This window comes from Nostoc sp. FACHB-892, from assembly GCF_014698795.1.
Lineage (GTDB): Bacteria > Cyanobacteriota > Cyanobacteriia > Cyanobacteriales > Nostocaceae > Nostoc.
This window is the reverse complement of record NZ_JACJTR010000022.1, coordinates 114,827-137,218: the sequence shown is the minus strand read 5'-3', so window position 1 is coordinate 137,218 and position 22,392 is coordinate 114,827. Positions and strand designations below refer to the sequence as shown.

The window sequence follows — 22,392 nt, the reverse complement described above, 5'->3', positions numbered from 1 at the left end:
ACAAGTTTTCCTGGTGTCTATTGCGCGGTGGAACCACACTGAACCCTTCCCGAACTCAGAGGTGAAACGCTGCTGCGGCCACGATAGTTTAGGGGTAGCCCTACGCAAAAATAGCTCGATGCCAGGTTCTTTTTTTACTAACTAAAACACAAAAACCCCCTAGCTCACATACCAACTAGGGGGTTTTTGTTTATAGTCCTCAATTTAGTTTGGTATTTGATAAGCTGCTACCCATCTTACGAGAGTTCCAATAAACAAACGTTTAACTACACAAAAAGCCTCTTCAATTCTGTATCTTCGCCAGTGACTATATAAATCAGCTACGACGTAGGCAGGGGAAATCTGTGGATCGAGAACTAAAGTAATATTAAGAATAATTAGTTTTACCAACTTTTCTCTCAATTAAACTTAAAGTTATAATTGATACGCCACCTCGACCAGTAACAAATTTAATTAATTGGTCTTTTACAGAATGGCCATAGCTAAAAATATTAAATATTTAATAGATGCGTTTGGGTTTAGAGCTGATTCGTAAAAAAAATCTTAAAAGTACTCAACTCATTACTAGCTCTGAGTTTCAGCTAAGCAGTACTTTATTGACTTAAATTCCTAAAACCCATACTAGACGAGTACTTTACTTAAGTTTAGAAATTAGCTCTTAGAAGAGCGTCCAGAATTACTGGAAAAAGTTGAAGTTATGTGGGTTGATTCCGGCTATGACGGTAATAAATTTGCGCTCTGTGTTCGACTGATGATTCAAGCTCATGTTGAGGTAATCCAGCGTACTAATCAAGAATTTCAGATTTTGCCCAAACGGTGGGTAGTAGAAAGAACATGATTGCTGGTTTAACCAGTACCGTCGTTTCAGTAAGGATTATAAGCTTATCCCAGAAATGGGTGAGGCTGCTAATATATGCCGTTATGACCCGTATTATGCTGCGTCGTCTAGTCGTCTAAAGATTTATTTTATAAATGGTCTCTTATAAAGACTATTTTGAGTATTTTAACTGATTGACAAAAAGCAATTTACTTTAAATTATCATTGTTAATAAATTAATCCTCCGTCTATATCCTGTTATTTTTATGACTTCTTGTGTTCTGTATCCCTTCGCTAAGAGTTAGATTATTCGGAACCTTGTGCGTTCTATCGGGAAGGTATGTTTAAATATATATACCGCATAGCAGTTTAATAGCTGCATAACAAGCGCATGATTTATGAGCAGATATTGCGACCCATTGAAGTTTTGCTAGTTCAAAACTCCCCTAGTAATGCTAATCTAGCAATCTAAAGCTTTTTAAATTCCCAAATCGCCAATAACTTCCACTGGGGTGAGGATGGTGAAAATGCTATGAACAATTTACGGCAGCAAGAAGAGTTTACTAATGTTTCCTGTCCAGATTTAATCTTACTCGACTTGAATCATTTAGGAATAGATGGGCGGAAAGTGTTGATATAAATTGTATTTTTGTTGTCATAATTAGTACTTAAAATGTTGGATATCCTACTTTTTAACTGATAGCAGTAACATTACCATAGAAGTAATTTGGTTAGAAATTTAAATTGTTACAACACCAGAGAATTAACCTGTCTGACGAATAGGAAATCAGGAGATTATCTAACGATATAACCCTGTACTTATGGAAAAGCTCACAATTCACATTCTATTAGTAGAAGATAGTCGCAGTGATGCTCATCTGCTACGCCGATTAATTTTGTATGCAGATCAAGAACAATGGCAGATGTTACATGTTGAACGGCTATCTGAGGCAATAAATGCTAGCAGGGAAAACTCCGCTTTCACCTTTGATAATTCTCAGATAGTTAGTATAAAACAACGCAGATTTGACCTAGTTCTTTTAGACCTTAGCCTCCCAGACTCTATTGGACTGGATACTTTGAAAGAATATCGGGCAGCAGTACCCGATATTCCAGTTGTGGTGTTAACAGGTCTTGATGATGAAAATTTAGCGCTGCAAGCATTAGCCGAAGGTGCACAGGACTATCTTGTTAAAGATCAAATGACGATACAACGGTTAGTGCGTGCTATTCGCTATGCCATTGAAAGGAGCGAAATTCTCAACCAACTACGTGAGAGTGAAGAACGCACGCGTCAAGCGCTGGCAAAGGAACAGGAACTCAACGAGTTAAAGTCGAACTTTGTAGCAATGGTTTCTCACGAGTTCCGTACCCCCATGACCACTATCCGGACGGCTGTAGATATCCTTGAATACAACAGCAAAAAACTAACTGATGAGCGAAGAACTAAATATTTTGATCGAATACAAAATGCTATTAACCAGATGCTTCATCTCTTAGATGAGATATTGTTTTTAAGTAAAACTGAAGCAGCAAAACTGGAATATAAACCTACACTTGTGGATTTAGTAAATTTCTGTACCGAACTTACAGATATTCTTCAAGTCAATGCAGGTAGCCAGCACAGCATTATCTTTACCTTTCAAGGTGAATCTACCCAAGCCCAAATGGATGAGGATCTCCTAAATTTTATCTTCACAAATTTGATTTCCAATGCCATTAAATATTCTCCTCAAAATAGCATTATTTGGTTTGATTTAATTTGTAAAGATGGCCTCGCAACTTTCCAGGTAAGAGATCATGGAATGGGCATCCCTCTCAAAGACCAAACCAGTCTATTTCAAGCCTTCTATCGTGCCAGTAATGTGGGTGTAATTCAAGGAACAGGACTCGGACTCACTATAGTTAAAAAATGTGTGGAGCTACATGGTGGCCATATTCAATTAGAAAGTGAGCAAGATGTTGGCACAACAGTAATAGTGACTCTGCCACTGCAATGACCAGACTGATATTTGTACATTAGATAGAATTTTGCCACTAAAGCAACGTGAGTTCGACGGTTAGAAAACGGCAGGAGGTAGTGCAGGTAAATCTTTTGGGTAAATATCAATCGACGGTTTTTTGGGCAAGTAGGTGTAAGCAGCCAAACCAGCCATCAAATTGACCAAAAAGTTAAACACACGTTGCGTTGCCGAGAGTGTTCTATTTGACACATATTTTTGAGATGGTCATTGACAGACTCAATTACCGCCCGTTTGCGTAAAAGAATTTTATTAATCAGTTTTACCAAACGGTTTTTCATCTTCTTTTTAGATTTAGTAAGTAACTCTAAACCTCGTTTGTATAACTCTTCAAATAGTTTTTGCGAGATATATCCTCTATCTCTAAAAAGTTTACCAATTAAGTCACGAGTCATATCTGGGACTGGTTTACGGTCATCAACATTTGCCGGAGTTAGTTTGAATGCCAGCAATTCTCCTTTGTCGTTGATAATCAAATGAAGTTTAAACCCAAAATGCCAACCTACAGAATTTTTTCCCCATTTCACTAACCCTTTAAAAACTTTATGGGTATGAGAGCGACAATTGTGACACACATCTATCGGTGTGGAATCAATAAAACTAATCCCTGTAATTTCTCAATAACGTGTATGCAAAAAACAACACAACAATCATTTTGCACCAGGGCATGAGTTCTACAAATCTTGTGTAACTGACCAAATTTGGAAACGCTCCACGCCAGCTTTGTACTACGTGCAACGTGTAGAACTCCTTGAAAGTTTTATAGCCACTACCATGAAATGCGTTTGTAATTGTCATTACCTCTGATAAATGCATTCGGGAAGTGCTGCGGCGCTCTCCCTTTGTGGATGGTAACTGTGGTACTTGTTGCCACAAATTCTCCCACTGCTTACAAAAATCATCTACGTCACAGAATATTTGTACGATATCGAGGCGAGATACAATGCTAGACATCGCCGAGACCCTTATTTTTCTTAGATATTTTTAGTCTCGGCGTTTTTTTGTGCCTTTTTTACTCATTCTCAATTAATCTTAGCGATCGCCTCGGCGGGCGCTTTGTACCATCGCAACATCTACCCAGGTTCTCATGTTTCATATCTAGCAAGCTTTTTGCCGTTTTTTATCCGTCGAACTCACGTTAAAGCACTACTACGAGCCTTTAGGCGTAATCTAGCACTTATGCACACTTTACGAATTTTTATTTATGAGACGCAGCACGTTGACGGAGTCTTTTGTAAATTAAGATGCAGAAAGCGCTTTTATAGTTAGATCAATTAAGCTTTTTAAAGATTTTTGCATAAGTCTTGTAATCTTTAATTGAGTGTTGGGTTTAAAAAAGCGATTTCCTCTCAAAAGTATTTTGCTCATTAAGCGTGTCACTATAGAAAATAGAGCAGCAAATTGAGCAATAGGAAGATTAAAAAACGCTGTGCAGATAACATTCTTAGGTACGAGTTCCGGTGTACCCACGCGATCGCGCAATGTTTCCAGTGTCGCCCTGAGATTACCCCAAAGGGCAGAACTATGGTTATTCGACTGTGGCGAAGGCACCCAGCATCAAATTATACGGAGTGAACTGAAAATCAGCCAACTCTCGCGAATTTTTATCACTCATATGCACGGCGACCATATCTTTGGCTTGATGGGACTTCTTGCTACTTGCGGCTTGGCAGGCAATGTAGAACGAGTTGATATATATGGCCCACCTGGATTAAATGATTATATTCAAGCCGCCTCTCGTTACTCCTACACACACTTTTCCTACCCCATTAAAGTCCATGCCATCCGTCCAGGGATAATTTATGAAGACAATGACTTCACTGTTAGCTGCGGTAATTTGCATCATCGCATTACAGCTTTCGGCTACCGCGTAGCCGAAAAAGACCGATCAGGGCGCTTTGATGTCGAAAAAGCCAAGGCATTGCAAATTCCTCCTGGTCGGATTTATGGTCAACTTAAGCGCGGTGAAACAGTGACACTTGCAGACGGACGGGTGATTGATGGCACTCAATTATGCGGCCCTACAGAAATTGGCCGAAAAATCGCTTATTGTACAGACACAATTTATTGTGATGGTGCAGTGGAATTAGCTCATGATGCAGATGTATTAATTCACGAAGCAACATTTGCCCATCAAGATGCAGATATGGCTTTTCAGCGGCTGCATTCCACAACTACGATGGCAGCCCAAACAGCTTTAGCTGCTGGGGCACATCGACTAATTATGAGTCATTTCAGTCCCCGCTATGCTCCTGGCAATACTTTAGAATTGAAGGATCTGCTTCAAGAAGCCCGTGCTATTTTTCCTCGCACTGACATGGCTTATGATTTCATGATTCATGAAGTACCCAGGCGACGGGAAGTAGAGTTAACCAAGATAGGCGTTTAAATTTTGGATTTTAGATTTAAGATTTTTTATTGAACCTTTATAATCTAAAATCTAAAATTAACCAGGCTCTACCTTAGATTTTAGTAATCTAACTCATAACATCCAGCAAAAAGATAGCAGTTTAGTTTGAGTAGGTAAGTCAAGTAATTAACCAATAATGTACGGTTGATTAAGTGTATCAATAATCTACAAAGATTATGGTTTAGATATTATTTTTAATGTGTTTTTTATATTACAAGTTATCAAAATTACTTTAATACTAGATTAATTTGTAAATCAGAGAATTTTCTACTGAAATACTTAGGAAAAATAATTAATTTTTCGTCAAGATTTTTCTTACTCCAATAAAATATTTATTAAAAATTTATTCTTCCAATACTGATTAAGAATTTATATGCGTGAATTGATGAACATGAAAGCACTAGTTGGCATAATATTGTGCCAAGTGAGCTTGTCATTATTGGAAGAATAATTAAAGATGCTATTGCGGCTATAGGTGTAAAAAAAATTTCATATTTCTCATAAATCTTCCAAATAAATATAGTGTTTCGATATTAGAGGAGTTTGATAGTGGCTAAGACTAGTCTGAATCAAGAGCAACAGATTACTACTTCAGCACAAGGCGCAGTTGACATCAGACAAATATCTACTATTTTGCTTCGCCGACGTTTGCTGGTTTTGGGGGTTTCCTGTGTAGTTATGTCAGCTGCTAGCCTCCTAGCTTTCATTACCAAACCTATTTACCAGAGCAATATGCAGATATTGGTGAATTCCAATTTATCTGAAGGGGCACAGTTAAATAATATCCCGGTAGGGAAAGATACTCAGGTTACTGACTCTAATTCTGAAATTATTGATTCCACTACTCAGATGAAACTTATGCTGAGTTCTAAGTTGCTTCAGAAAGCTGTAGATTTACTTCGTTCTGATTATCCTGATATTACCTTAGAGGATATTAATGGTCAAACAGAACAAAACAAAAAAGCACCTCTAAAAGTGACTCCAGAAAAGGGAGGTGTAGGAGCTAATAAAGTTTTTAGCCAATTATTTAAAGTTTCTTTCAATGATAATGATCCAGTCAAAGCACAAAGAGTACTTAAAGCTCTACAGAAAGTCTATCAAAAATACAATAAAGAGCAACAGCAAGAACGTCTCAATCAAGGACTGGCTTTTGTAAATGCTCGCCTACCTGAGATAAAAAAAGAAGTAAGTAAAGCTGATAAAAATTTGGAGCAGTTTCGCAAGAAACATAAATTACTCGATCCCGAAGCCCAAAGTAAAATCCTCGTAGAATCTCTAGCTGATATTCAAAAACAGCTACAAAGCACTCGTGCACACCTTCAAGATGTCAAGGTTCGCTACGATAATCTAGAGCAACAAATAGCCTTGTCATCTCAGCAGAATGCACTAATTTCTTCTCGTTTAAATCAGTCAAGCCGCTACCAAACGCTATTGAGTGAAATTCAAAAGACTGAACTAGGGTTGGCTAAGGAGCGGTTGCGCTATACAGACGATTATCCATCGGTACAAAAACTAAAGCAGCAACGTCAAAGTCAACTGTTGCTATTACGACAAGAGGTGAAAGCTATTACTACTAGTAATAAAGGAGAACCGCTCTTAAAAGGGCAGATGGTAGAGGTTGAGCCAAAGCTAGTAGACGAGTTAATTTTGTTACAAACAACTGTCTTAGGATTAACTGCTAATGAAAAGAATTTAGCCGAGTCAGAACAGCGACTTCGCTTTGAGCTAAATAAATACCCAAGCTTAATAGCAGAGTATAACCGTCTGCTGCCAAGGGTAGAAACTAGCCGCAAAGCCCTTGAACAAATACTCCAAGCCCAACAGTCTTTAGGGTTAAAAATTGCTCAAGAAGGATATAATTGGCAAGTTTTGGTAGAACCTGCTCTGGGTACTTATATGGGAAACAACAGATTATTACTTTTAGTTGGAGGAGCAGTAATTGGGCCGATTTTAGGTATCTTAGCAGCCCTGATTTTGGAAAAGTTTAATGACGCTATTTATTGTGTGGGAGATTTAAAGAAACTGACGAACCTACGTGTACTGGGATCAGTACCAAAACTACCGTCGCGTGGTGTCAAAAAGCAGAGGCTGGTCTTACCTTGGAATGGGCGACAAAGTTCAGATTCCTCTGTAATAGAAGCCAGTACTAGATTACCCGTCCATGAAACCCTGGACATGATCTACCAAAATATTCAAATATTAAAATATCCCTTACCTTTCAAGTCGTTGATGTTGACTTCAGCATTACCAGGGGAAGGGAAGACGACTTTAGTATTAGGGCTGGTTGCTAGCGCTACCCGCATGCACCGACGGGTATTAGTTATTGATGCTAATTTACATAATCCTAGCCTGCACAAAATTCTGGAACTATCCAATGACTGGGGGCTATCTCTGTTATTAGTTGATGAGACAACTACTCATTTTCAAGATTATATCCAACCTATTCACCCCTGTATTGATATTTTGACTGCTGGGCCTGAACCAGAAGACACGGTAAAGTTGCTCAGTTCTCAACGGATGAAAGAACTAATAGAGTTGTTTGAGCAAACATATGACTTAGTACTGATAGATACTTCACCTATTTTAGGTACAGTTGATGCCAGGATTGTGGCAACTTTTTGCAATGGGATCGTAATGGTAGAGCGTATGGGAAAAGTAACCCCAACTGAAGTGATTCAAGCAACAGAAATTTTGAGTAAGTTGAATTTAATTGGAATTATCGCTAATGAAGTGAGCAATTCTCAAAAAGTATTGGCATCGTAGGTAAATCGAATAAGATGCAAAGAGTAGCGAATACAGTAAAGAAGTGGAAGCTTTCTCTCTTTGGGAGGAGGGTAAAGGCTAAGAACGTTAACAATTATGAGAGCGTCTAATGATTTCCGTCGAATCCGTTAGCGAGTAATCGAGCGTCGGAATAAGCATCCTTCAAAAGGGGACGCTCTTGAAGCTCTTTATGTCCTTAGTGTCCTCTTTGGGGCGGTTTTCAAATACGATCGCACTAATATTTGTAAGATGAAACACGGACGAGAACTTCTAATATGCGTGATCGCTAATACTAGAGGTAGACATTTTTGCCAAGAACGAGTGTCAATATTATCTGATTTCTACCTGATAGCTAAACCAAAATGCATAATTAGTAGGAGATGGCAACCTCCTATGTTGGAGAAGTGTCTCATCTTAAAGTAATAGACGCCATAATTCAAAGCGTCAATTAGATACTAATGTGATTTAGATGACCAGCATGAAATTCCAACTTTACTTAGGATTTTTATTTTCCCAGATTAAAGTACGTTATTGGTGGGTAAGTGTTCTCTTGTGGATTGCTTTGGTTGCCCCAGCCCAAGCATCTGTAATTCTCCGCGTGGCAATTGAGAGGGGCGTTAATCAGGTAAAAGTGGGCAGTTCCACCACTGGAATCGTCAAGGATAGTACCGGCCGGACTCTCGGACAGTTACCAGCAATGAGTGCATATTATGCCCAAGCTGTTCCTGGCGGAGTTGCTTTAGATAAGTGGCAGTCTGGTTTATTTTGGATTGAGCCAACAGGTAAGGGATTCGTTTATATTGGCGATCGCTGGTATCGGGGTAGAACTCTGGTTGTCCCCACAGACAAAGGCTTAACTGCTGTTAATTGGGTTGATGATCAAGAGTATCTTTACAGCGTTCTCGGTGGCGAAATGAATGCCAGCTGGCCCCAAGAAGCACTAAAAGCCCAGGCGATCGCAGCCCGCACCTACGCCCTCTATGAACGAGAAAAACAACGGAATAATCCCATTTACGATTTAGGTAATACCCCCGATCGCTGGCAAATTTACAAAGGCGTCATCAGTGAATCTCCTGCTACTTACAAAGCAGTTGATGAAACAGCAGGGCAAGTACTAACTTATAAAAACAAGATTATCCTCTCAGTTTTCCACGCTTGTTCTGGAGGACACACCGAAAACGTGGAAGACGTTTGGGGAAATGCCTTGCCGTACCTGCGGGCTGTTCAAGACTACGATCAAAATATCAAGGAGTGTAATTGGGTAAAAACCTTCTCGACGAGTGATATTAGCGCTAAATTCCCTGAAGTTGGTAATGTGACGGCGATGATTCCAGAAACATTCTCGCCTTTCCGCAGTGTTAAAGCCTTGAAAATTGTCGGTAACAAGGGCACAAAGCTTCTACAGCGCGAAGAAGTGAGGACAGCTCTCAAGCTAAGAAGTACCCGCTTTAGCGTCACCAAGGGAGCCGATGGTAGTTTTGTACTGCAAGGGCTTGGCTTCGGTCATGGTTTAGGCATGAGTCAGTGGGGGGCGTACAATCTGGCTCGGCAAGGAGTAAACCATCTACAAATTTTGGGGCATTATTATCAAGGTGTAGCTTTAACACCAATTCAGGCGAAATAGGCAGAAAGTTAGGAGTTAGGAGTTTTAAATAAATTTTAATTATTCACTCCTCACTCTCAACTCTTCACTCTATTCCCCACTGCCACGTTCCAAGCGCCGTTGCCATTCAGCGTCAATTTGTGCAGAATGTTCAGCTTCTTGTTCGAGTAAGTCAGTTTCGCTGGAATATACTAAATCTTCGTTGCCAATGACTTTTTCTGTGGCAAATTGTTTGGCATAGTCGATCTTTTTTTGCAAAGATTCATCAGGACTTGCCAATAGCCTTGATCTGGAAAGGCGATCGCGGTTGCGATCGCCTATTTTGCGATTACGCCACTGAATCCAGAAATAACGCAATAACGGGATGCCTAAGAAACCTGCTCCGTAAACCAATAGCAGCCAATAAATTCCTTGCACAAAAGCTACCAGTCCACCTAATTGGGCAGCAACAGTGCCATCTCCCAACAAACTTTTTAGTACTAAAGCAAGAACAAAATTTAGTACACCCAACCCAGCACTCAGCATAATTTGCCCTGAACTTGCAGCACTAAAACGCCAGGGAAATTCTTCCAAGTGATCTGATATTGCATAACGGCGCTTTTTAACTGCACTCACCTGCAACTCTGGGAAGTAATAAACAATTTGTCCTTCTGGACTTACCGATGGTTGCCCATTAAATCGCGTCAGAACGGGCAGCATATAATCTTCGTACTCTCTTGTATATCCCTCGCCAATGTCATCCAAATATGGGGCAATTTGTTCTGCTACCACTGCGCCACGGTTACTTCGAATCACCGTAGCAATTTCTTGCCACCGACGTTCTTCTAAGTTGGCGTTAGGATTACCATCGCCAAACAAAAATGAAAACACAGCTTCAAAGAAATTCAGATCGCTTTCTTCTCGCCTTTCACGTCGCCGTTCCTGATAGTAGGTGTCATAATTTGGGCTAAGATACCAGAATAAATTTGGAAAATAGAAGAACCCTCCACCCCCAAAACTACTGCCCCGATTGTCGCCGTCACGATCTGAATTGGCAGCGGTAATGATCATGAAGATGGTAACAGTTATAAGGGCGATGGAAACAGTTAAGAAAATTCCAAAAGAAATGCGAATCAGGTAAAACAGAACACTCCATACCTTTTTCCACCATTCCTGCAATCGTAATCGGAAGTATTTATTACGCAAAATTGCTCGAAAATTTTGTGGAAAAAGGTAAACGATATCACCTGAATCCGCCACTTGCAAATGTCCCCCAGCATCAGATGCTAGGGCTAATAAGCTTTGATTAGCTTCAGCGACATTCAATCCTGCCTGGGTTGCCACATCACCAACAGTGACACGGTAGCCCAGTTTTTCCACAGCTTGCATGATGGTGGGACTAGGAGCCATTGCTCTCCCCTCCTGTTGAAACTTAATTCTCTTTTCTTAAGTATAAAGTTTTATTTGAAGCGACTTGGCAGGGGTGGGAATGAAGCTTGAAATGATTAAGTATAGAAATTACATTAATTTGGCAAACCGACACCGAAATATATTTACCAATAAATAAACGGACACACAGTATGTTATAATTACTTGCCTCAGTTTGGTTAACCAGCAAATTTTCTGCTCAAATATGGTTCAGTATACTCTTGCTCAAAGCCCAGAAATTATCCTTACTGTTTCTGGAAAAGATTCGGCAAAAGCCCGTGATAAAGCAATGGATCAGTTGATGGAACTGATGGATTCAGGAAAGCTACCCACGGAATTAGAAGAAGGATTTGGCCCTCAACAATTAATTGAAGTTAAAGAGTCAACTATTGATACTGCTAGCGGTGAGGATACCATTACACAAGCTGTCCAGGTTCTAAGTAACCTGGCGACACTCAAGTTGAAAGTTCAGGAGTCACGATCTGAAGCGTTGGAAATTCGCAAAGCGGTTGATGTCCTGTTCACCGATGAGTCGGTAACAGAAGAGGAAATTACTCGACTCAAGGAAGGTTTTAAAGTTCTCAAAAATTTTGCTCAAGCTAATCTGCGTTATCAGGAAGCGCGTTCTAAAGCAGAACAGGCTCGGCAGACTCTGGATCAAGCTCTCAAATCTCCTGAAAAGTAACATTTACAGAACTAGATGTATTGAGACGTATCTTAAAAATGTAATTAAATACTTTAAAAGACAGGCATAATAGCCTGTCTTTGCATTTACTGGGGCGCTAGGATTCGAACCTAGGGATGGCGGGACCAAAACCCGCTGCCTTACCACTTGGCTACGCCCCAACAACTTCACTCTAATTAATATAGCAGTTATTCCTGGGTTAATGTCAAGTATTTTAGTAGTTTATTTCGGATAAGATTTTTGAAACTCTAAATTTAGGTACATAGTACATTAATTGTATAATATGTATTATGTATAATTTGCAAGTTTGATCTGTTGGAACTAACGCTCTTCAGCCTTTACATAAATCTTTGGCAAAAACCTTGGTTAGGATGTGGATTTGTAAGGTTTTGGTATCTAAGGTGTTTACGGGCGATCGCACATGATAGATGTAAAGAAACATTAGTGTTTCTTAAGAGCAGTCCTAATGGCATAATAACACTCGCGACCAATGAAAGAAACAAGTCAAATTATCCTGCTACCTTGTTTCTTGAAAAAGTAAGATTGCTTCTATCTAAAATATATCTTCTTGGCATTAACTGTTTAATCAATTGTAATTAGTTCGAGAACAATTTTTTGTCTAGTTATAAAATGTAAAATTTGAGCTATTTTAATTAAAATAATTATTGAATAGCTACTTTGTGATTTAGTAATTATCCAGTTACTTGTTTTTGCAGAAAACATAGTTTTACCAGCAGATAGACCTTTGAGCTTTTCAAGTATTTTATAATTAGCAGTTTTGAATACCGAGCCACAGTTAGGTGCTGTATTATCTTGATGTTCTTTTGCCCAAACTTGTCTTGAAGTTAGAGGATTTTCAGTGAATTGTGTTTGTTCAAACTTGAAAACTGCGCTCAATATCAGTTTTGAGTGCATCCCAGTAAACATAGTTTCCCGATAATCCCGGGCGATTTGACTATTTTCAAGTGTTTTTATACATCCATCCTCAAAGAAAGTTACACTTTCAACAAAGTCATATATTGTGCATCCATGTTGTCTTCCTCTACCAGCGTTCATAGCTAATGCGCCACCAATAGTTGCTGGCACAGACGCAAGATAATAAAATGAATTCATAGAGTTTTGGTAACAGTACTTTAGTACTTCCATAACTGAAACAGAAGAAGATACTTCGAGTCTGTTATCAGGTAAAGGATTTGTGTACTTAGGTAGTTTATTTTTCAGAACCAATGAGCGGATATTTTTTTTAACAAACAGCGTGTTAGAGCCATTTCCAATAATGTAAATATTGACTTCCTTTTCTTTAGCCCAATTACAGTACTCTTGAAGGTCATCTACACTATTAATCTCTCCTACTCGCTCGAAGTTATGTCGAGTTCTATAGTGTGAAAGGCTGTTTGATGTTAAAGACTCAATCTTTAAATTAGACATCTGAACTCTTTCTACTCCTTTTGAACTTTAAATAAAAATAGATCATCTGTGATTTGGCAAACACTGTACAGCCATAACAGAGGATATCTACTTATCCCCTAACTTATGACAATATGATGTTAAGTGCGTACTTACAGGTTATGCTTCAATTAAATCACAATCAGTGGTGAAGTCAGTCGGCACAATAAAATAAATATATGTTTAGTTTTGTAAAAACCGTGGAAAGCTTTTTTCATTTATGTAAATCTCAAATTCATGATTGCGTTCGACATGATTTATACATATCAATTGCGTAGCTTGTTTAGTCTCTCTTTATGTGCAAGGGTTTGAGAGGATGTTTTAAAATTTGCTACTGATGTATTAAATGCTTTTAGCTCCTCCTAAATCTTTAGGGAGCTTTGATTCCAGTTACTCTCTTTTTAAGGTAGGTTAGGGGGGGATGAATAACTGTCTAACATTACAGCTATATACTTTTAAAACACCCTCTTAACCTTTTTTTACAGGGGTAGAGTGTAAAACTACATTATTTACTCCTTGTGAAATCGCTTCAAGCAAATATTGTTTTGATTCCAGGATCTTTGATTCTAGTATTTGAGATACTGCCTCATAATCAATATCAAAGATTTCCTTGTTGAGTATTTGGGATTTTAGTTGATCTGAGAATATTCTGTCTTGTAAACCTAAATCAGTAAGTAAATCTCTTACTTTATTTGACTTATCACTAGGAACAAATGCGTTAAAAGGCTTCTGGAAAATAATAGAAAACACAGTACCATGAAAAGTATTAGTCACGATGTAAGATGCTTGGCTATGTAATCCAAGCCATTCTTTTGGGCCAGCACCTTCTAAATTGATTTTTGCTAATTGATTAGGTTTTCCAACTGAAATTATAGTTAGGTTTTGGTTTGCTGCTAATAATTTTATAAAATCTTCCTCTTCTGCTCCTATTTCTGCTTGGGTATATAATAAAAGATATTTGTCTTTTATTTTTGGAGGCTCTTGTAAATCATCATATTTAATCAAGAAAGTAGGATCTAAAACTTTTGTAGCTTCTTTATTACATTCATCATTAATAATTCTTTTACTATTAGAATCACGAACTAAAATAGTTTGAAATTGATTAATTAAAGTATATATTTCTTTTTGATAATCCCCTAATTTTAGGGTATTACCAAAACTGGCTGCATAACTTATCTTACGAGTAGTTTCCTTATTAATAAAATCTAAAAAGAAAGAAGAATTAAATCCTCTAAAAGAATCTAAACACCAGATTTGATCACTACCACATATTACTACGTCATATTTATCATGATAGTATCGCAAACTTTTTTTATCATAAACCTTTCGAGCGCTCAACTTCACATTAGAAAGTAAAAACTGTCTCATTTTCCAAGCTCTTGGAATATTTACGAAAACTTTTCCAAGCCTTCTGAGTGGAATTAAAGGTCTTAAATATATCCATACTATTTTAATAGGCCGATAATCTATTATTTCAACATCATAACCTTGACTATTAATAAAACTCCAAAGAGCACAGGCTTGCAGTGTTGCACCGTAATTATCTACATGGTGAAAAGTTAGAATTCCAATTTTCATTTTTGACCTCTTTAATGAACTATGATTTTGGTGTTGTTTTGACAGCTTGTGAATTTTGAATTCTTAAACTTTATTTTTTCTTTTAAAATTTAAACTCTCTCCTAATTCAAGTAACCGTTTGAAAAGCTTTGGAGATATTACTGAAATAGTAAAAATATATATTGAGATACCTAATAACAATGAAATAGCTAGTAAAAGCCATGCTTCAATAAATGATCCCAAAAAATATTTAGTTGCTAATATAGTTCCAACCATTACTCCAGAAGCTACTAAAGGTACTATGTATAAACTTAGATAGTTAGTTAAATTAATCTTAACAAGTTTATTAACAGCAAATAACGAAATAGGTAATATTAAGTAACCACGAACTACATAAGCACATGCAACAGCTACAATACCCCATTTGACTACCAGAGCAAAACCAACGACATTAGTAACTGTATTTATCACTTGTATCCATAGCCTCCACGAAGGTTTGCCCAGCGCCAGAATTACAGAATTGTTATAAAAGAAAATGACATGAGCAGGACCAATAAGAGATAGTACTTGCAATACTGGAATGCTCTGAATCCACTGCTCACTAAGAAAGACTTTTATCAATTCAGTTGCTAATACTGGTACACAAAGAAATATTGGGAAAGCAATGAGACTTGTGAACTGAGTAGCAGTATAGAAAGCACTTAGTAATCGTTCTGGTTCTGCCTGTAACCTAGAAAATATTGGTAGTGCAACCTTAGTTGTAGTAGTGATTAAAATCTGCATCATTACTTGCATCAATTTGTAGGCAACCGAGTAATAGCCTAATGCAACTAATCCTAGATAGTAGCCAATTAGGAAGTTATCGGTATTGCGATTGAAAAAGTTAATTATGTTAAACGCAGATATATTAACTCCAAACTTAAAAAGTTCTTTAGCATGTATGGCAGAAAATCTGAATCCTGGTCGCCAATCGCTAACTCGCCATAAAACTAAAACTTGTACAAAACCACTATACAATTGTTGACCGACAAGGCTCCAAACACCAAAGTTTAAAAGAGCCATCCCTACGCCAACTATTCCACCTATGATCACTGCCAATAGTGAGCGTATTGCTAAACTCTTGAAGTCAAACTTACGTTCAAGAATCGCTTGTTGCACAGCGCTCAACCCACTAAATGTAAAGCTTATAGATAACCACTGAATAATTAGTACTAACTGCGGTTGTTTAAAGAAATCAGCTGTGAATCTAGCGCAAGCAACACTTAAGATAGTTAAGAATATACTGATTCCTAGAGTTGTCCAGAATGCAGTGTCTAAGTGTTCTTTATCTATATCTTGACGCTGGATAATTGCTACAGAGAATCCTTGATCAACAAAAATTTGTGCAAATTCAATAAAAATATATGCTAAAGCAATTAAACCAAAAGTTTCTGGACTAAGTAAACGAGCTAGTATGAAGAAAACGACTAAAGAGACTGCTTGACGTCCCCAACTTTCAATAGCAGTCCAAATTACACTTTTAACAGCTTTTTGTCTTAAATTTGATGAATCTTTAGATGATTCCATTACAGAGTTTACCGATGAAAGAACCTACAGTATTATATAGCTTTGATATTTCTAAGTAGCGATTAATATCATTAATTGAATGGATTTTAAAAGTTAGTAGTCAGCAGCTATAAGCCTTGAAACTAAGTAATTTATTGCTCACTACGAATCCAGCAAAATTAATGATGTAGCCTTCTAAAAAGCAACTAAATAATTTATTCTCAAACCAATTAGTCCCACCTGTTTTTTTTAGTTATGGTAGTCATAAAAATTTTTTGCTCCAAAAACTAGACCAAAAGCATATATAACAATGCTTGCGGTAATATCTCAAAAAATACTCTTGATACTAAGTAATATATCCTAGAGGAGTATACCACAATATTTTTGAAACTTGGTAACTATTGAACAAATTTTTAGCAGAAAATTTACTGATAAATTTCGATATTGTTGCTTATATTTCTTGATTTTAGGTGGTGCCTAACTTTTATAGTTATTGGTTATAACAACATAAGTTTTTGATTTTTTTGGTTAATGAAATTGATTAGTGTATTAACAATGTCCTGTTAAAGAGAGTACATATTTACTTTCCTTAATCGCCAGCCTCGTGAAGGAAAACCGCTGCAATACGACTTGATGATAGTAGTTGCTTCGTAGCCAGCCATATGAATAATGGAATAGTTTTAGCATAGCGGCCGCAAAGTCGGCGCGGTTCTTGAATCCATCGATACAGCCATTCAAGTCCTAAGTCTCGAACTATACGGGGTGCTCGCTTGTGAATTCCGGCATAAACTGGGAAAACTCCACCCAGTCCAATCATTACAGCCTGTATCTTACCCTTATGTTGAGCTATCCAATTTTCTTGCTTAGGGCATCCCAAAGATACTAATACGGCGCTAGCACCACTAGAGTTAATTTTTTTAACCAAAGCTTCGTCTTCAGTTTCAGTCAGGGGACGAAAGGGTAAAGGTTCCATCGCCGCAATCTTCATTTGCGGAAATTCTTGTTCCAACCTTTTTCGCATTCTAGAAAGAACTTCTGTTTGAGAGCCTAAAAAGAAAATGCTAAGATTTTGTGTTTGAGTTAGCTGACACAATGCTAGGAAAATATCCATCCCTGCTACACGGTCTTGGTAAAGCGCTCCCATCTTTCGCATCATCCATACCAAAGGCATACCATCAGGAGTAACTATATCTGCATTTCGTAATACGGTAGCAAACTTTGGATTCCAGTGAGCTTCAATGAGCATATGTACATTGGCTACATATACAGTTTTACTCTCACGCCTCTTTGCCCATTTCAGTATTGTTTGTACTTGGTCATCAAAGCGTAAAGCAGTAATAGAAAAATCTAGTACTTTTTTAGTAGGTAGAAGCACTCTTGCCACCATCAATAACTCCTGTGTCCAAGACAAAAATCCATAGATTACCTAGACCATTCATTGCGAATATTGAAAAATTCAGGTTGGATGATTCCTGACTTTTTGTAGGCTTGTGTCATCGTTGGAAATTAACACATGGAGATGCAATTGCCTTCTTTGTATACTTTTGGCTTACTTAATCGGTAATATTATGATTATTCGCTGCTGTGTCCTAGTTTACTGTTTTAAGCTAAGGATTTTAGACGCTGTTTGCCAAAATTCATACTTCCTTCATAATTAATTTTTGATTTGTTCATGTAAGCATTATAATTGCAAGAAATTTCTATACATATCAATTCGAGAAAGTAGTATTTTATACATAAAACAAGGATATAGCAAAGTAAAATACCAGAGATTCAGCTTGTCTATTTTGATACGTAAATATGCGCTTAAAAGGTTTAATTCAAATTAGTATATTTTGAAAAATGGTTAATAATTTTTCTTATGACTTTGCAAATTTATTACGAATTTAATTTAGTTTATGTACTGAAAAACCATTAAATTATTTTTTTCTCAAATAAAAGTCCAAAAAATAAGGGGAAGATAAACTCATCTTCCCCTGGTCTAGTGTTTTTGTTATTGTCTGATTTATTACTTTCTTTGAGCCTTTGTCGTAACATTTGCCTTTGTTTTTTAAGTTGCCTCTTCCTTGCAGAACCACCTCTACCTTTATCGTTCCTGCCTTCTTTACGGGGAGATTCCCATCTTTTTAGGCGCATCAGTTTCACCTCTATAATAATTTTTTGGTAGTGGGCAGGAGGAGAATCGAACTCCTATGACCGCAAGGTCGCCACATTTTGAGTGTGGTGCGTCTACCAATTTCGCCACCCGCCCTTAATTTCCAACCTTAATTATTGTACTCTAATTAAGCGATTTTGTAACAAGTCTGAAAATTAATTTTTAAAGTTTTGCTGGAATAATACAATAGGTTTAAGAATTTTCTGACTTACAGGCGTGGCAGAATTAATAAACTAGGGTCAATATCATCTAGTTTTGCACAGCCGCTAAGTGCCATTGCCACATTTAACTCATCTTGTAGCAGTGAGATGATATTAGATACACCAAGTTGGCCTGATACTGCTAGCCCCCACAAAATGGGTCGTCCGATCAGTACCGCTTTTGCTCCTAATGCCAAAGCTTTGAGAATATCTGTGCCCCGACGGATGCCTCCATCTAAGAGTATTTCTACTTTACCATCCACTGCTGCTACTATTTCAGCTAGAGCGTCTAAAGAAGCGATCGCACCATCGAGTTGTCTACCACCATGATTGGAAACAACAATTGCTTTGGCTCCATATTCTACAGCCCGCACACCATCATCTCCCCGTAAAATTCCTTTGATAACTAAAGGTAGCGGAGATAAAGATTGCAACCATTCTAAATCGTGCCAGGTTACTGCTGGGTTTAGCTGTTGGGCAAAATAGGTAAATAAACCAGATTCGCCTTTTTCGTGGGAAATATCTAGTCCTGAGATGGTGGCAAGATTAGCCAGATGTAAGTCTAGGGGTAAGGCAAACTCGTTACGTCTATCTCTCTCTCGCTGTCCGAGAACAGGTGCATCTACAGTTAGACAAAGTGCTTTGTAACCTGCTTTATAGGCTTTTTCTACCAAAGCACGAGTTAATCCCCGGTCTTTATGGATGTAAAGCTGAAACCATCGCAGGGAATCTGGAAATTTGTCACACGCAGTCGCTACTTCTTCAATGCTCTTTGTGGCCATTGTACTTAACACCATGCCCACACCAGCGGATGCCGCAGCTAGAGCGGTGGCAATTTCTCCATCTGGATGAGCTAGACATTGAAAAGCCATCGGCGCAATTAACAAAGGTAGTTGCAGGGGTTGTCCCAAAATGGAGGTAGTGAGATTGCGATCGCTTACATCAACTAATATCCGAGGCCGCACCTTGACTCGTTCAAAGGCAGTACGGTTATCTCGTAATGTGATTTCATCCCAAGCACCACTGCTATAGTAATCAAGCGCCATTTTAGACAGGTAATCTTTTGCTAGGGTTTCATACTCAAAGAGATTTATGGGTTGAGAGCGATGGTCGTTGGGTACAACTGTCATGGTAGCGGCTGTGAGTTAAGCAATGGGATATTTTTTAATCCGATTGTCCGATTGAACTATAGTAATTGCGATCGCATTAGTAACTTTACCAGTTTCGCCATCCGCCTTTGGGTGCAACTTGATTACTTGTAGACTTCAATCCATGACTTTGAATTAAAGATTGATATTCTGTGCTGCTTGCCCAACGGTCAATTTCTCGCGCTCGTAGCACTGGCACTGGATGGGTTAATTGGGCTGTGCGAGCGCTTTTGACCATTTCGCCTAATTCGGTCTTGCTAATGTCATCATAAGCGCGGGCTTGGGCAACAAAGGCATCGAGATTCAGTTGTGGCGCTAAGATGGGGGAACCACCCGCCAGCTTCATCAATACTGACATGACAACTTTGGGGTCTTGGGTTGCTAGTAATGCGGCGCGATCGCAGGTAAACTCAGCACAGCGTACCCATTCTAAAAGCTGTGCCTGTATTGCTTGAGCAACAAAAGTTCCAACATTGGGCACAATCGCCGCAGCTAATATTAATAAATTTACAGGCGTCAAATAAACACTATGGTCACACTTGAGATGCCCCAACTCGTGGGCAATTACTGCCTGTATTTCCTCTGGTGTGAGGATATCAATCAGGGATGTGTGTAGCACAACAAACGGCTGCTTACCCCGTACAGCAAAAGTATAGGCGTTGGGAGCCGGATGTTGCCGGACGTATAACTGAGGAGGCTCTATATCCAGAATTTTACAGGCATCTAATAACAGCTTGTATAAATCGGGGAGTTGCTTCTCACCCACCAGAATGCTGGAGGCAATATTTTCTACATAGAAAACCTGCTCTGCCATTGGACCTAGCCAATTTCGCACCAACATATCTATGCCTGGTATTTGCTTGAGCGTTTTGGTAGCTTCCAGGTCTAATGGATGACGAAATGAGTCAGCTTTTAAACCAATTAGCGGGGTTTTGAAGAAGGACATAGTGCAGCAAGCTATAAAAAACACGACTATGGAATCTGGCTGTTTGTTTAACCAGCCACCCACAGTTAGTATAACGATTTAACTAGGGTGGACTGAGGGAGCAAAGGGAGAAAATTTTACCTTGTCTCCCTCATTCCTCTTGTTCCCGCCTCAGTCTCAATGAAGAGGCAGGGGGTAGGGGAGACAAGGTGACAAGAGGTGAGAATTTGCAACAAGTCTTTCCCCTTGTACCCAATTCTCCTTGTCCTGAATTCCTCTTTCCCCTACTCCCTGCTCCCTTGCCTCTTCTTCAACTTGACAGGCTACTGATGCTGGGAGCGATTTCTGTATCAGCAGATGTTTCGCCCACGCGAAGGATTTTAGCGCCCAATTGCTGCAACTTCACATCAAGTCGATCATAGCCGCGATCAAGGTGCTGTAATCCTTGAATTGTGGTTTTTCCTTCTGCTGCCAATCCTGCTATGACTAGCGCTGCCGATGCTCGTAAGTCTGTGCCTAATACTGGTGCGCCAGACAATTTCGGTACTCCCCGAACGAAAGCAGCGTTGCCTTTAACACGAATGTCTGCCCCCAAGCGATTCAACTCTGAGGCATGACGCAAGCGATTTTCAAAGACAGATTCGTTAATCACGCTGTCGCCTTCGGCCAATGTCAGCAAAGCCATGAATGGCGCTTGCATATCTGTGGGAAAACCTGGATGGTATTGAGTTTCAATATCCGTTGCCTTGAGAGTTTCCGCCGGCAGAATACGTAAGTGTTCAGGCTTTTCCTCAATTATTGTCACCCCAATATCCCGCAGCTTGGCAATCACTGGTATAAGATGTTCTGGAGCCACCGGCGAGAGAAGAAGTTCGGAACGGGTAATTGCTGCTGCCAGCAAAAATGTCCCGGCCTCAATGCGATCGGGAATGATACTGTAGTCAACAGAATGCAACTTGGGGACTCCTTCGATAATAATCCTGCTAGTCCCCGCCCCCTTAATCTTTGCTCCCATTGCATTACAGAAGTTAGCTAAATCAACTACTTCCGGTTCTCTGGCAGCATTTTCGATGATCGTTTCGCCCTCTGCTAGGGTAGCCGCCATCATCAAGTTTTCTGTCGCTCCAACACTGGCAATGTCTAAGTAAATCTTCGCACCTTTTAATCTCCGGCTGCTGCCAGGGACGTAGGCATTACAAATACCATGCTCAATTTGCACCTCAGCCCCCATTGCTTGCAGTCCTCGCACATGCAAGTCAACTGGTCTTGCCCCAATCGCACAACCACCGGGTAACGGCATCTGCGCTACTCCTAATCTTGCCAGAATCGCACCAATGGCGAAGAAACTCGCCCTCAGTTGAGTAACTAGTTCGTAGGGAGCTTTAGATGTTTTAATTTCGCTAGCGTTGATGTCTAAAATATCGCCTTGGCGCGTTAAGCTTACACCCAAAGCCGATAATACCTGACCCATCCGCTCTACATCCGCCAATAAGGGGACATTGCGGATACGACAATCGCCCGGACACAGCAAGGCTCCAGCCATGATTACCAGTGCTGCATTTTTTGCCCCGCTAATTTTCACATGACCTCGCAAAGGATGCCCACCCCAAATTTGCAAGACTGAGGAGTCTGCTTCTGGAGCAATTTTGGCATCTGGTAAGCTGGTAGAAGGATTGATAAGCCTACCTCCAAAAGTAATACGTATTTTAT

At 39.1% G+C, this 22,392-nt stretch carries 15 protein-coding genes, 2 tRNA genes, 1 rRNA gene and 2 pseudogenes; 7 read left to right on the top strand and 13 right to left on the bottom strand.

Going from position 1 to position 22,392, the window contains the following annotated elements; genetic code table 11:
- The first annotated feature begins 9 nt into the window (after nucleotides 1-9).
- Nucleotides 10-127 (top strand): 5S ribosomal RNA (gene rrf / locus H6G96_RS25275).
- 77 nt (nucleotides 128-204) lie between these two features.
- Here the strand turns inward: rrf and H6G96_RS25270 are convergent.
- Nucleotides 205-390 (bottom strand): hypothetical protein, encoded by a 186-nt coding sequence (locus H6G96_RS25270; protein WP_190914594.1) that lies wholly within the window; start codon nucleotides 388-390, stop codon nucleotides 205-207.
- 236 nt (nucleotides 391-626) lie between these two features.
- Here H6G96_RS25270 and H6G96_RS25265 point away from each other — a divergent pair.
- Both H6G96_RS25265 and H6G96_RS25260 read left to right on the top strand, forming a co-directional pair.
- A pseudogene (locus H6G96_RS25265) lies at nucleotides 627-957 on the top strand (transposase); the annotation flags it as partial.
- A 681-nt stretch (nucleotides 958-1,638) separates the two neighbouring features.
- The gene (locus H6G96_RS25260; RefSeq protein ID WP_190914592.1) at nucleotides 1,639-2,817 is read left to right on the top strand and encodes a hybrid sensor histidine kinase/response regulator; all 1,179 of its coding nucleotides are present in this window, start codon (nucleotides 1,639-1,641) and stop codon (nucleotides 2,815-2,817) included.
- A 60-nt stretch (nucleotides 2,818-2,877) separates the two neighbouring features.
- Here H6G96_RS25260 and H6G96_RS25255 read toward each other — a convergent pair.
- A pseudogene (locus H6G96_RS25255) lies at nucleotides 2,878-3,792 on the bottom strand (IS982 family transposase).
- Nucleotides 3,793-4,267: 475 nt separating this feature from the next.
- Between H6G96_RS25255 and H6G96_RS25250 the strand changes: the two are divergent.
- The 3 genes from H6G96_RS25250 (at nucleotide 4,268) to H6G96_RS25240 (ending at nucleotide 9,635) form a co-directional block, all read left to right on the top strand.
- The gene (locus tag H6G96_RS25250) at nucleotides 4,268-5,227 is read left to right on the top strand and encodes a ribonuclease Z (protein WP_190914590.1); all 960 of its coding nucleotides are present in this window, start codon (nucleotides 4,268-4,270) and stop codon (nucleotides 5,225-5,227) included.
- 570 nt (nucleotides 5,228-5,797) lie between these two features.
- Nucleotides 5,798-8,011, top strand: coding sequence for a Wzz/FepE/Etk N-terminal domain-containing protein (locus H6G96_RS25245; RefSeq protein ID WP_190914587.1), 2,214 nt, complete (start codon nucleotides 5,798-5,800; stop codon nucleotides 8,009-8,011).
- Nucleotides 8,012-8,489: 478 nt separating this feature from the next.
- Nucleotides 8,490-9,635: a SpoIID/LytB domain-containing protein gene (locus H6G96_RS25240; protein WP_190914617.1), complete on the top strand. Its 1,146-nt coding sequence runs from the start codon at nucleotides 8,490-8,492 to the stop codon at nucleotides 9,633-9,635.
- 69 nt (nucleotides 9,636-9,704) lie between these two features.
- Here the strand turns inward: H6G96_RS25240 and H6G96_RS25235 are convergent, their stop codons facing one another.
- The gene (locus tag H6G96_RS25235; RefSeq protein WP_190914585.1) at nucleotides 9,705-11,003 is read right to left on the bottom strand and encodes a hypothetical protein; all 1,299 of its coding nucleotides are present in this window, start codon (nucleotides 11,001-11,003) and stop codon (nucleotides 9,705-9,707) included.
- 223 nt (nucleotides 11,004-11,226) lie between these two features.
- Here H6G96_RS25235 and H6G96_RS25230 point away from each other — a divergent pair, with 223 nt between their 5' ends.
- A complete protein-coding gene (locus tag H6G96_RS25230; RefSeq protein ID WP_190733042.1) occupies nucleotides 11,227-11,706 on the top strand; it encodes a hypothetical protein in 480 nt (159 codons plus the stop codon).
- A gap of 89 nt (nucleotides 11,707-11,795) precedes the next feature.
- Here the strand turns inward: H6G96_RS25230 and H6G96_RS25225 are convergent.
- From H6G96_RS25225 to murA, 10 genes are all read right to left on the bottom strand, one after another.
- Nucleotides 11,796-11,867: transfer RNA gene (locus tag H6G96_RS25225), tRNA-Gln, on the bottom strand.
- Between the two features lie 421 nt (nucleotides 11,868-12,288).
- Nucleotides 12,289-13,134, bottom strand: a complete 846-nt coding sequence (locus H6G96_RS25220; protein WP_190914583.1) for an FAD-binding protein — start codon at nucleotides 13,132-13,134, stop codon at nucleotides 12,289-12,291.
- A 486-nt stretch (nucleotides 13,135-13,620) separates the two neighbouring features.
- A complete protein-coding gene (locus tag H6G96_RS25215) occupies nucleotides 13,621-14,730 on the bottom strand; it encodes a polysaccharide pyruvyl transferase family protein (RefSeq protein WP_190914581.1) in 1,110 nt (369 codons plus the stop codon).
- Between the two features lie 63 nt (nucleotides 14,731-14,793).
- Nucleotides 14,794-16,275 (bottom strand): lipopolysaccharide biosynthesis protein, encoded by a 1,482-nt coding sequence (locus H6G96_RS25210; protein ID WP_190914579.1) that lies wholly within the window; start codon nucleotides 16,273-16,275, stop codon nucleotides 14,794-14,796.
- A gap of 568 nt (nucleotides 16,276-16,843) precedes the next feature.
- A complete protein-coding gene (locus H6G96_RS25205) occupies nucleotides 16,844-17,641 on the bottom strand; it encodes a WecB/TagA/CpsF family glycosyltransferase (RefSeq protein WP_190914616.1) in 798 nt (265 codons plus the stop codon).
- Nucleotides 17,642-18,168: 527 nt separating this feature from the next.
- Complete coding sequence (locus H6G96_RS25200; RefSeq protein ID WP_190914614.1) at nucleotides 18,169-18,390, bottom strand: hypothetical protein; 222 nt, start codon at nucleotides 18,388-18,390, stop codon at nucleotides 18,169-18,171.
- Nucleotides 18,391-18,421: 31 nt separating this feature from the next.
- A tRNA-Leu gene (locus tag H6G96_RS25195) sits at nucleotides 18,422-18,505 on the bottom strand.
- 112 nt (nucleotides 18,506-18,617) lie between these two features.
- Entirely contained in the window at nucleotides 18,618-19,739 is a 1,122-nt protein-coding gene (locus tag H6G96_RS25190) for an alpha-hydroxy acid oxidase (RefSeq protein ID WP_190914577.1), read from the bottom strand.
- A gap of 85 nt (nucleotides 19,740-19,824) precedes the next feature.
- Nucleotides 19,825-20,703 carry a M48 family metallopeptidase gene (locus tag H6G96_RS25185; protein ID WP_190914575.1) on the bottom strand — a complete coding sequence of 293 codons (879 nt, stop codon included), beginning with the start codon at nucleotides 20,701-20,703 and terminating at the stop codon, nucleotides 19,825-19,827.
- 289 nt (nucleotides 20,704-20,992) lie between these two features.
- A complete protein-coding gene (murA, locus tag H6G96_RS25180; protein ID WP_190914612.1) occupies nucleotides 20,993-22,360 on the bottom strand; it encodes a UDP-N-acetylglucosamine 1-carboxyvinyltransferase in 1,368 nt (455 codons plus the stop codon).
- Nucleotides 22,361-22,392 lie beyond the last annotated feature (32 nt).

Coding starts and splice junctions, on each gene's coding strand:
- H6G96_RS25235 (WP_190914585.1), bottom strand. CDS start 11,003: ATGGCTCCTAGTCCCACCATCATGCAAGCTGTGGAAAAACTGGGCTAC.
- H6G96_RS25220 (WP_190914583.1), bottom strand. CDS start 13,134: ATGTCTAATTTAAAGATTGAGTCTTTAACATCAAACAGCCTTTCACAC.
- H6G96_RS25190 (WP_190914577.1), bottom strand. CDS start 19,739: ATGACAGTTGTACCCAACGACCATCGCTCTCAACCCATAAATCTCTTT.
- H6G96_RS25200 (WP_190914614.1), bottom strand. CDS start 18,390: ATGCGCCTAAAAAGATGGGAATCTCCCCGTAAAGAAGGCAGGAACGAT.
- H6G96_RS25185 (WP_190914575.1), bottom strand. CDS start 20,703: ATGTCCTTCTTCAAAACCCCGCTAATTGGTTTAAAAGCTGACTCATTT.
- H6G96_RS25205 (WP_190914616.1), bottom strand. CDS start 17,641: ATGGTGGCAAGAGTGCTTCTACCTACTAAAAAAGTACTAGATTTTTCT.
- H6G96_RS25260 (WP_190914592.1), top strand. CDS start 1,639: ATGGAAAAGCTCACAATTCACATTCTATTAGTAGAAGATAGTCGCAGT.
- H6G96_RS25210 (WP_190914579.1), bottom strand. CDS start 16,275: ATGGAATCATCTAAAGATTCATCAAATTTAAGACAAAAAGCTGTTAAA.
- H6G96_RS25215 (WP_190914581.1), bottom strand. CDS start 14,730: ATGAAAATTGGAATTCTAACTTTTCACCATGTAGATAATTACGGTGCA.
- H6G96_RS25240 (WP_190914617.1), top strand. CDS start 8,490: ATGAAATTCCAACTTTACTTAGGATTTTTATTTTCCCAGATTAAAGTA.
- H6G96_RS25230 (WP_190733042.1), top strand. CDS start 11,227: ATGGTTCAGTATACTCTTGCTCAAAGCCCAGAAATTATCCTTACTGTT.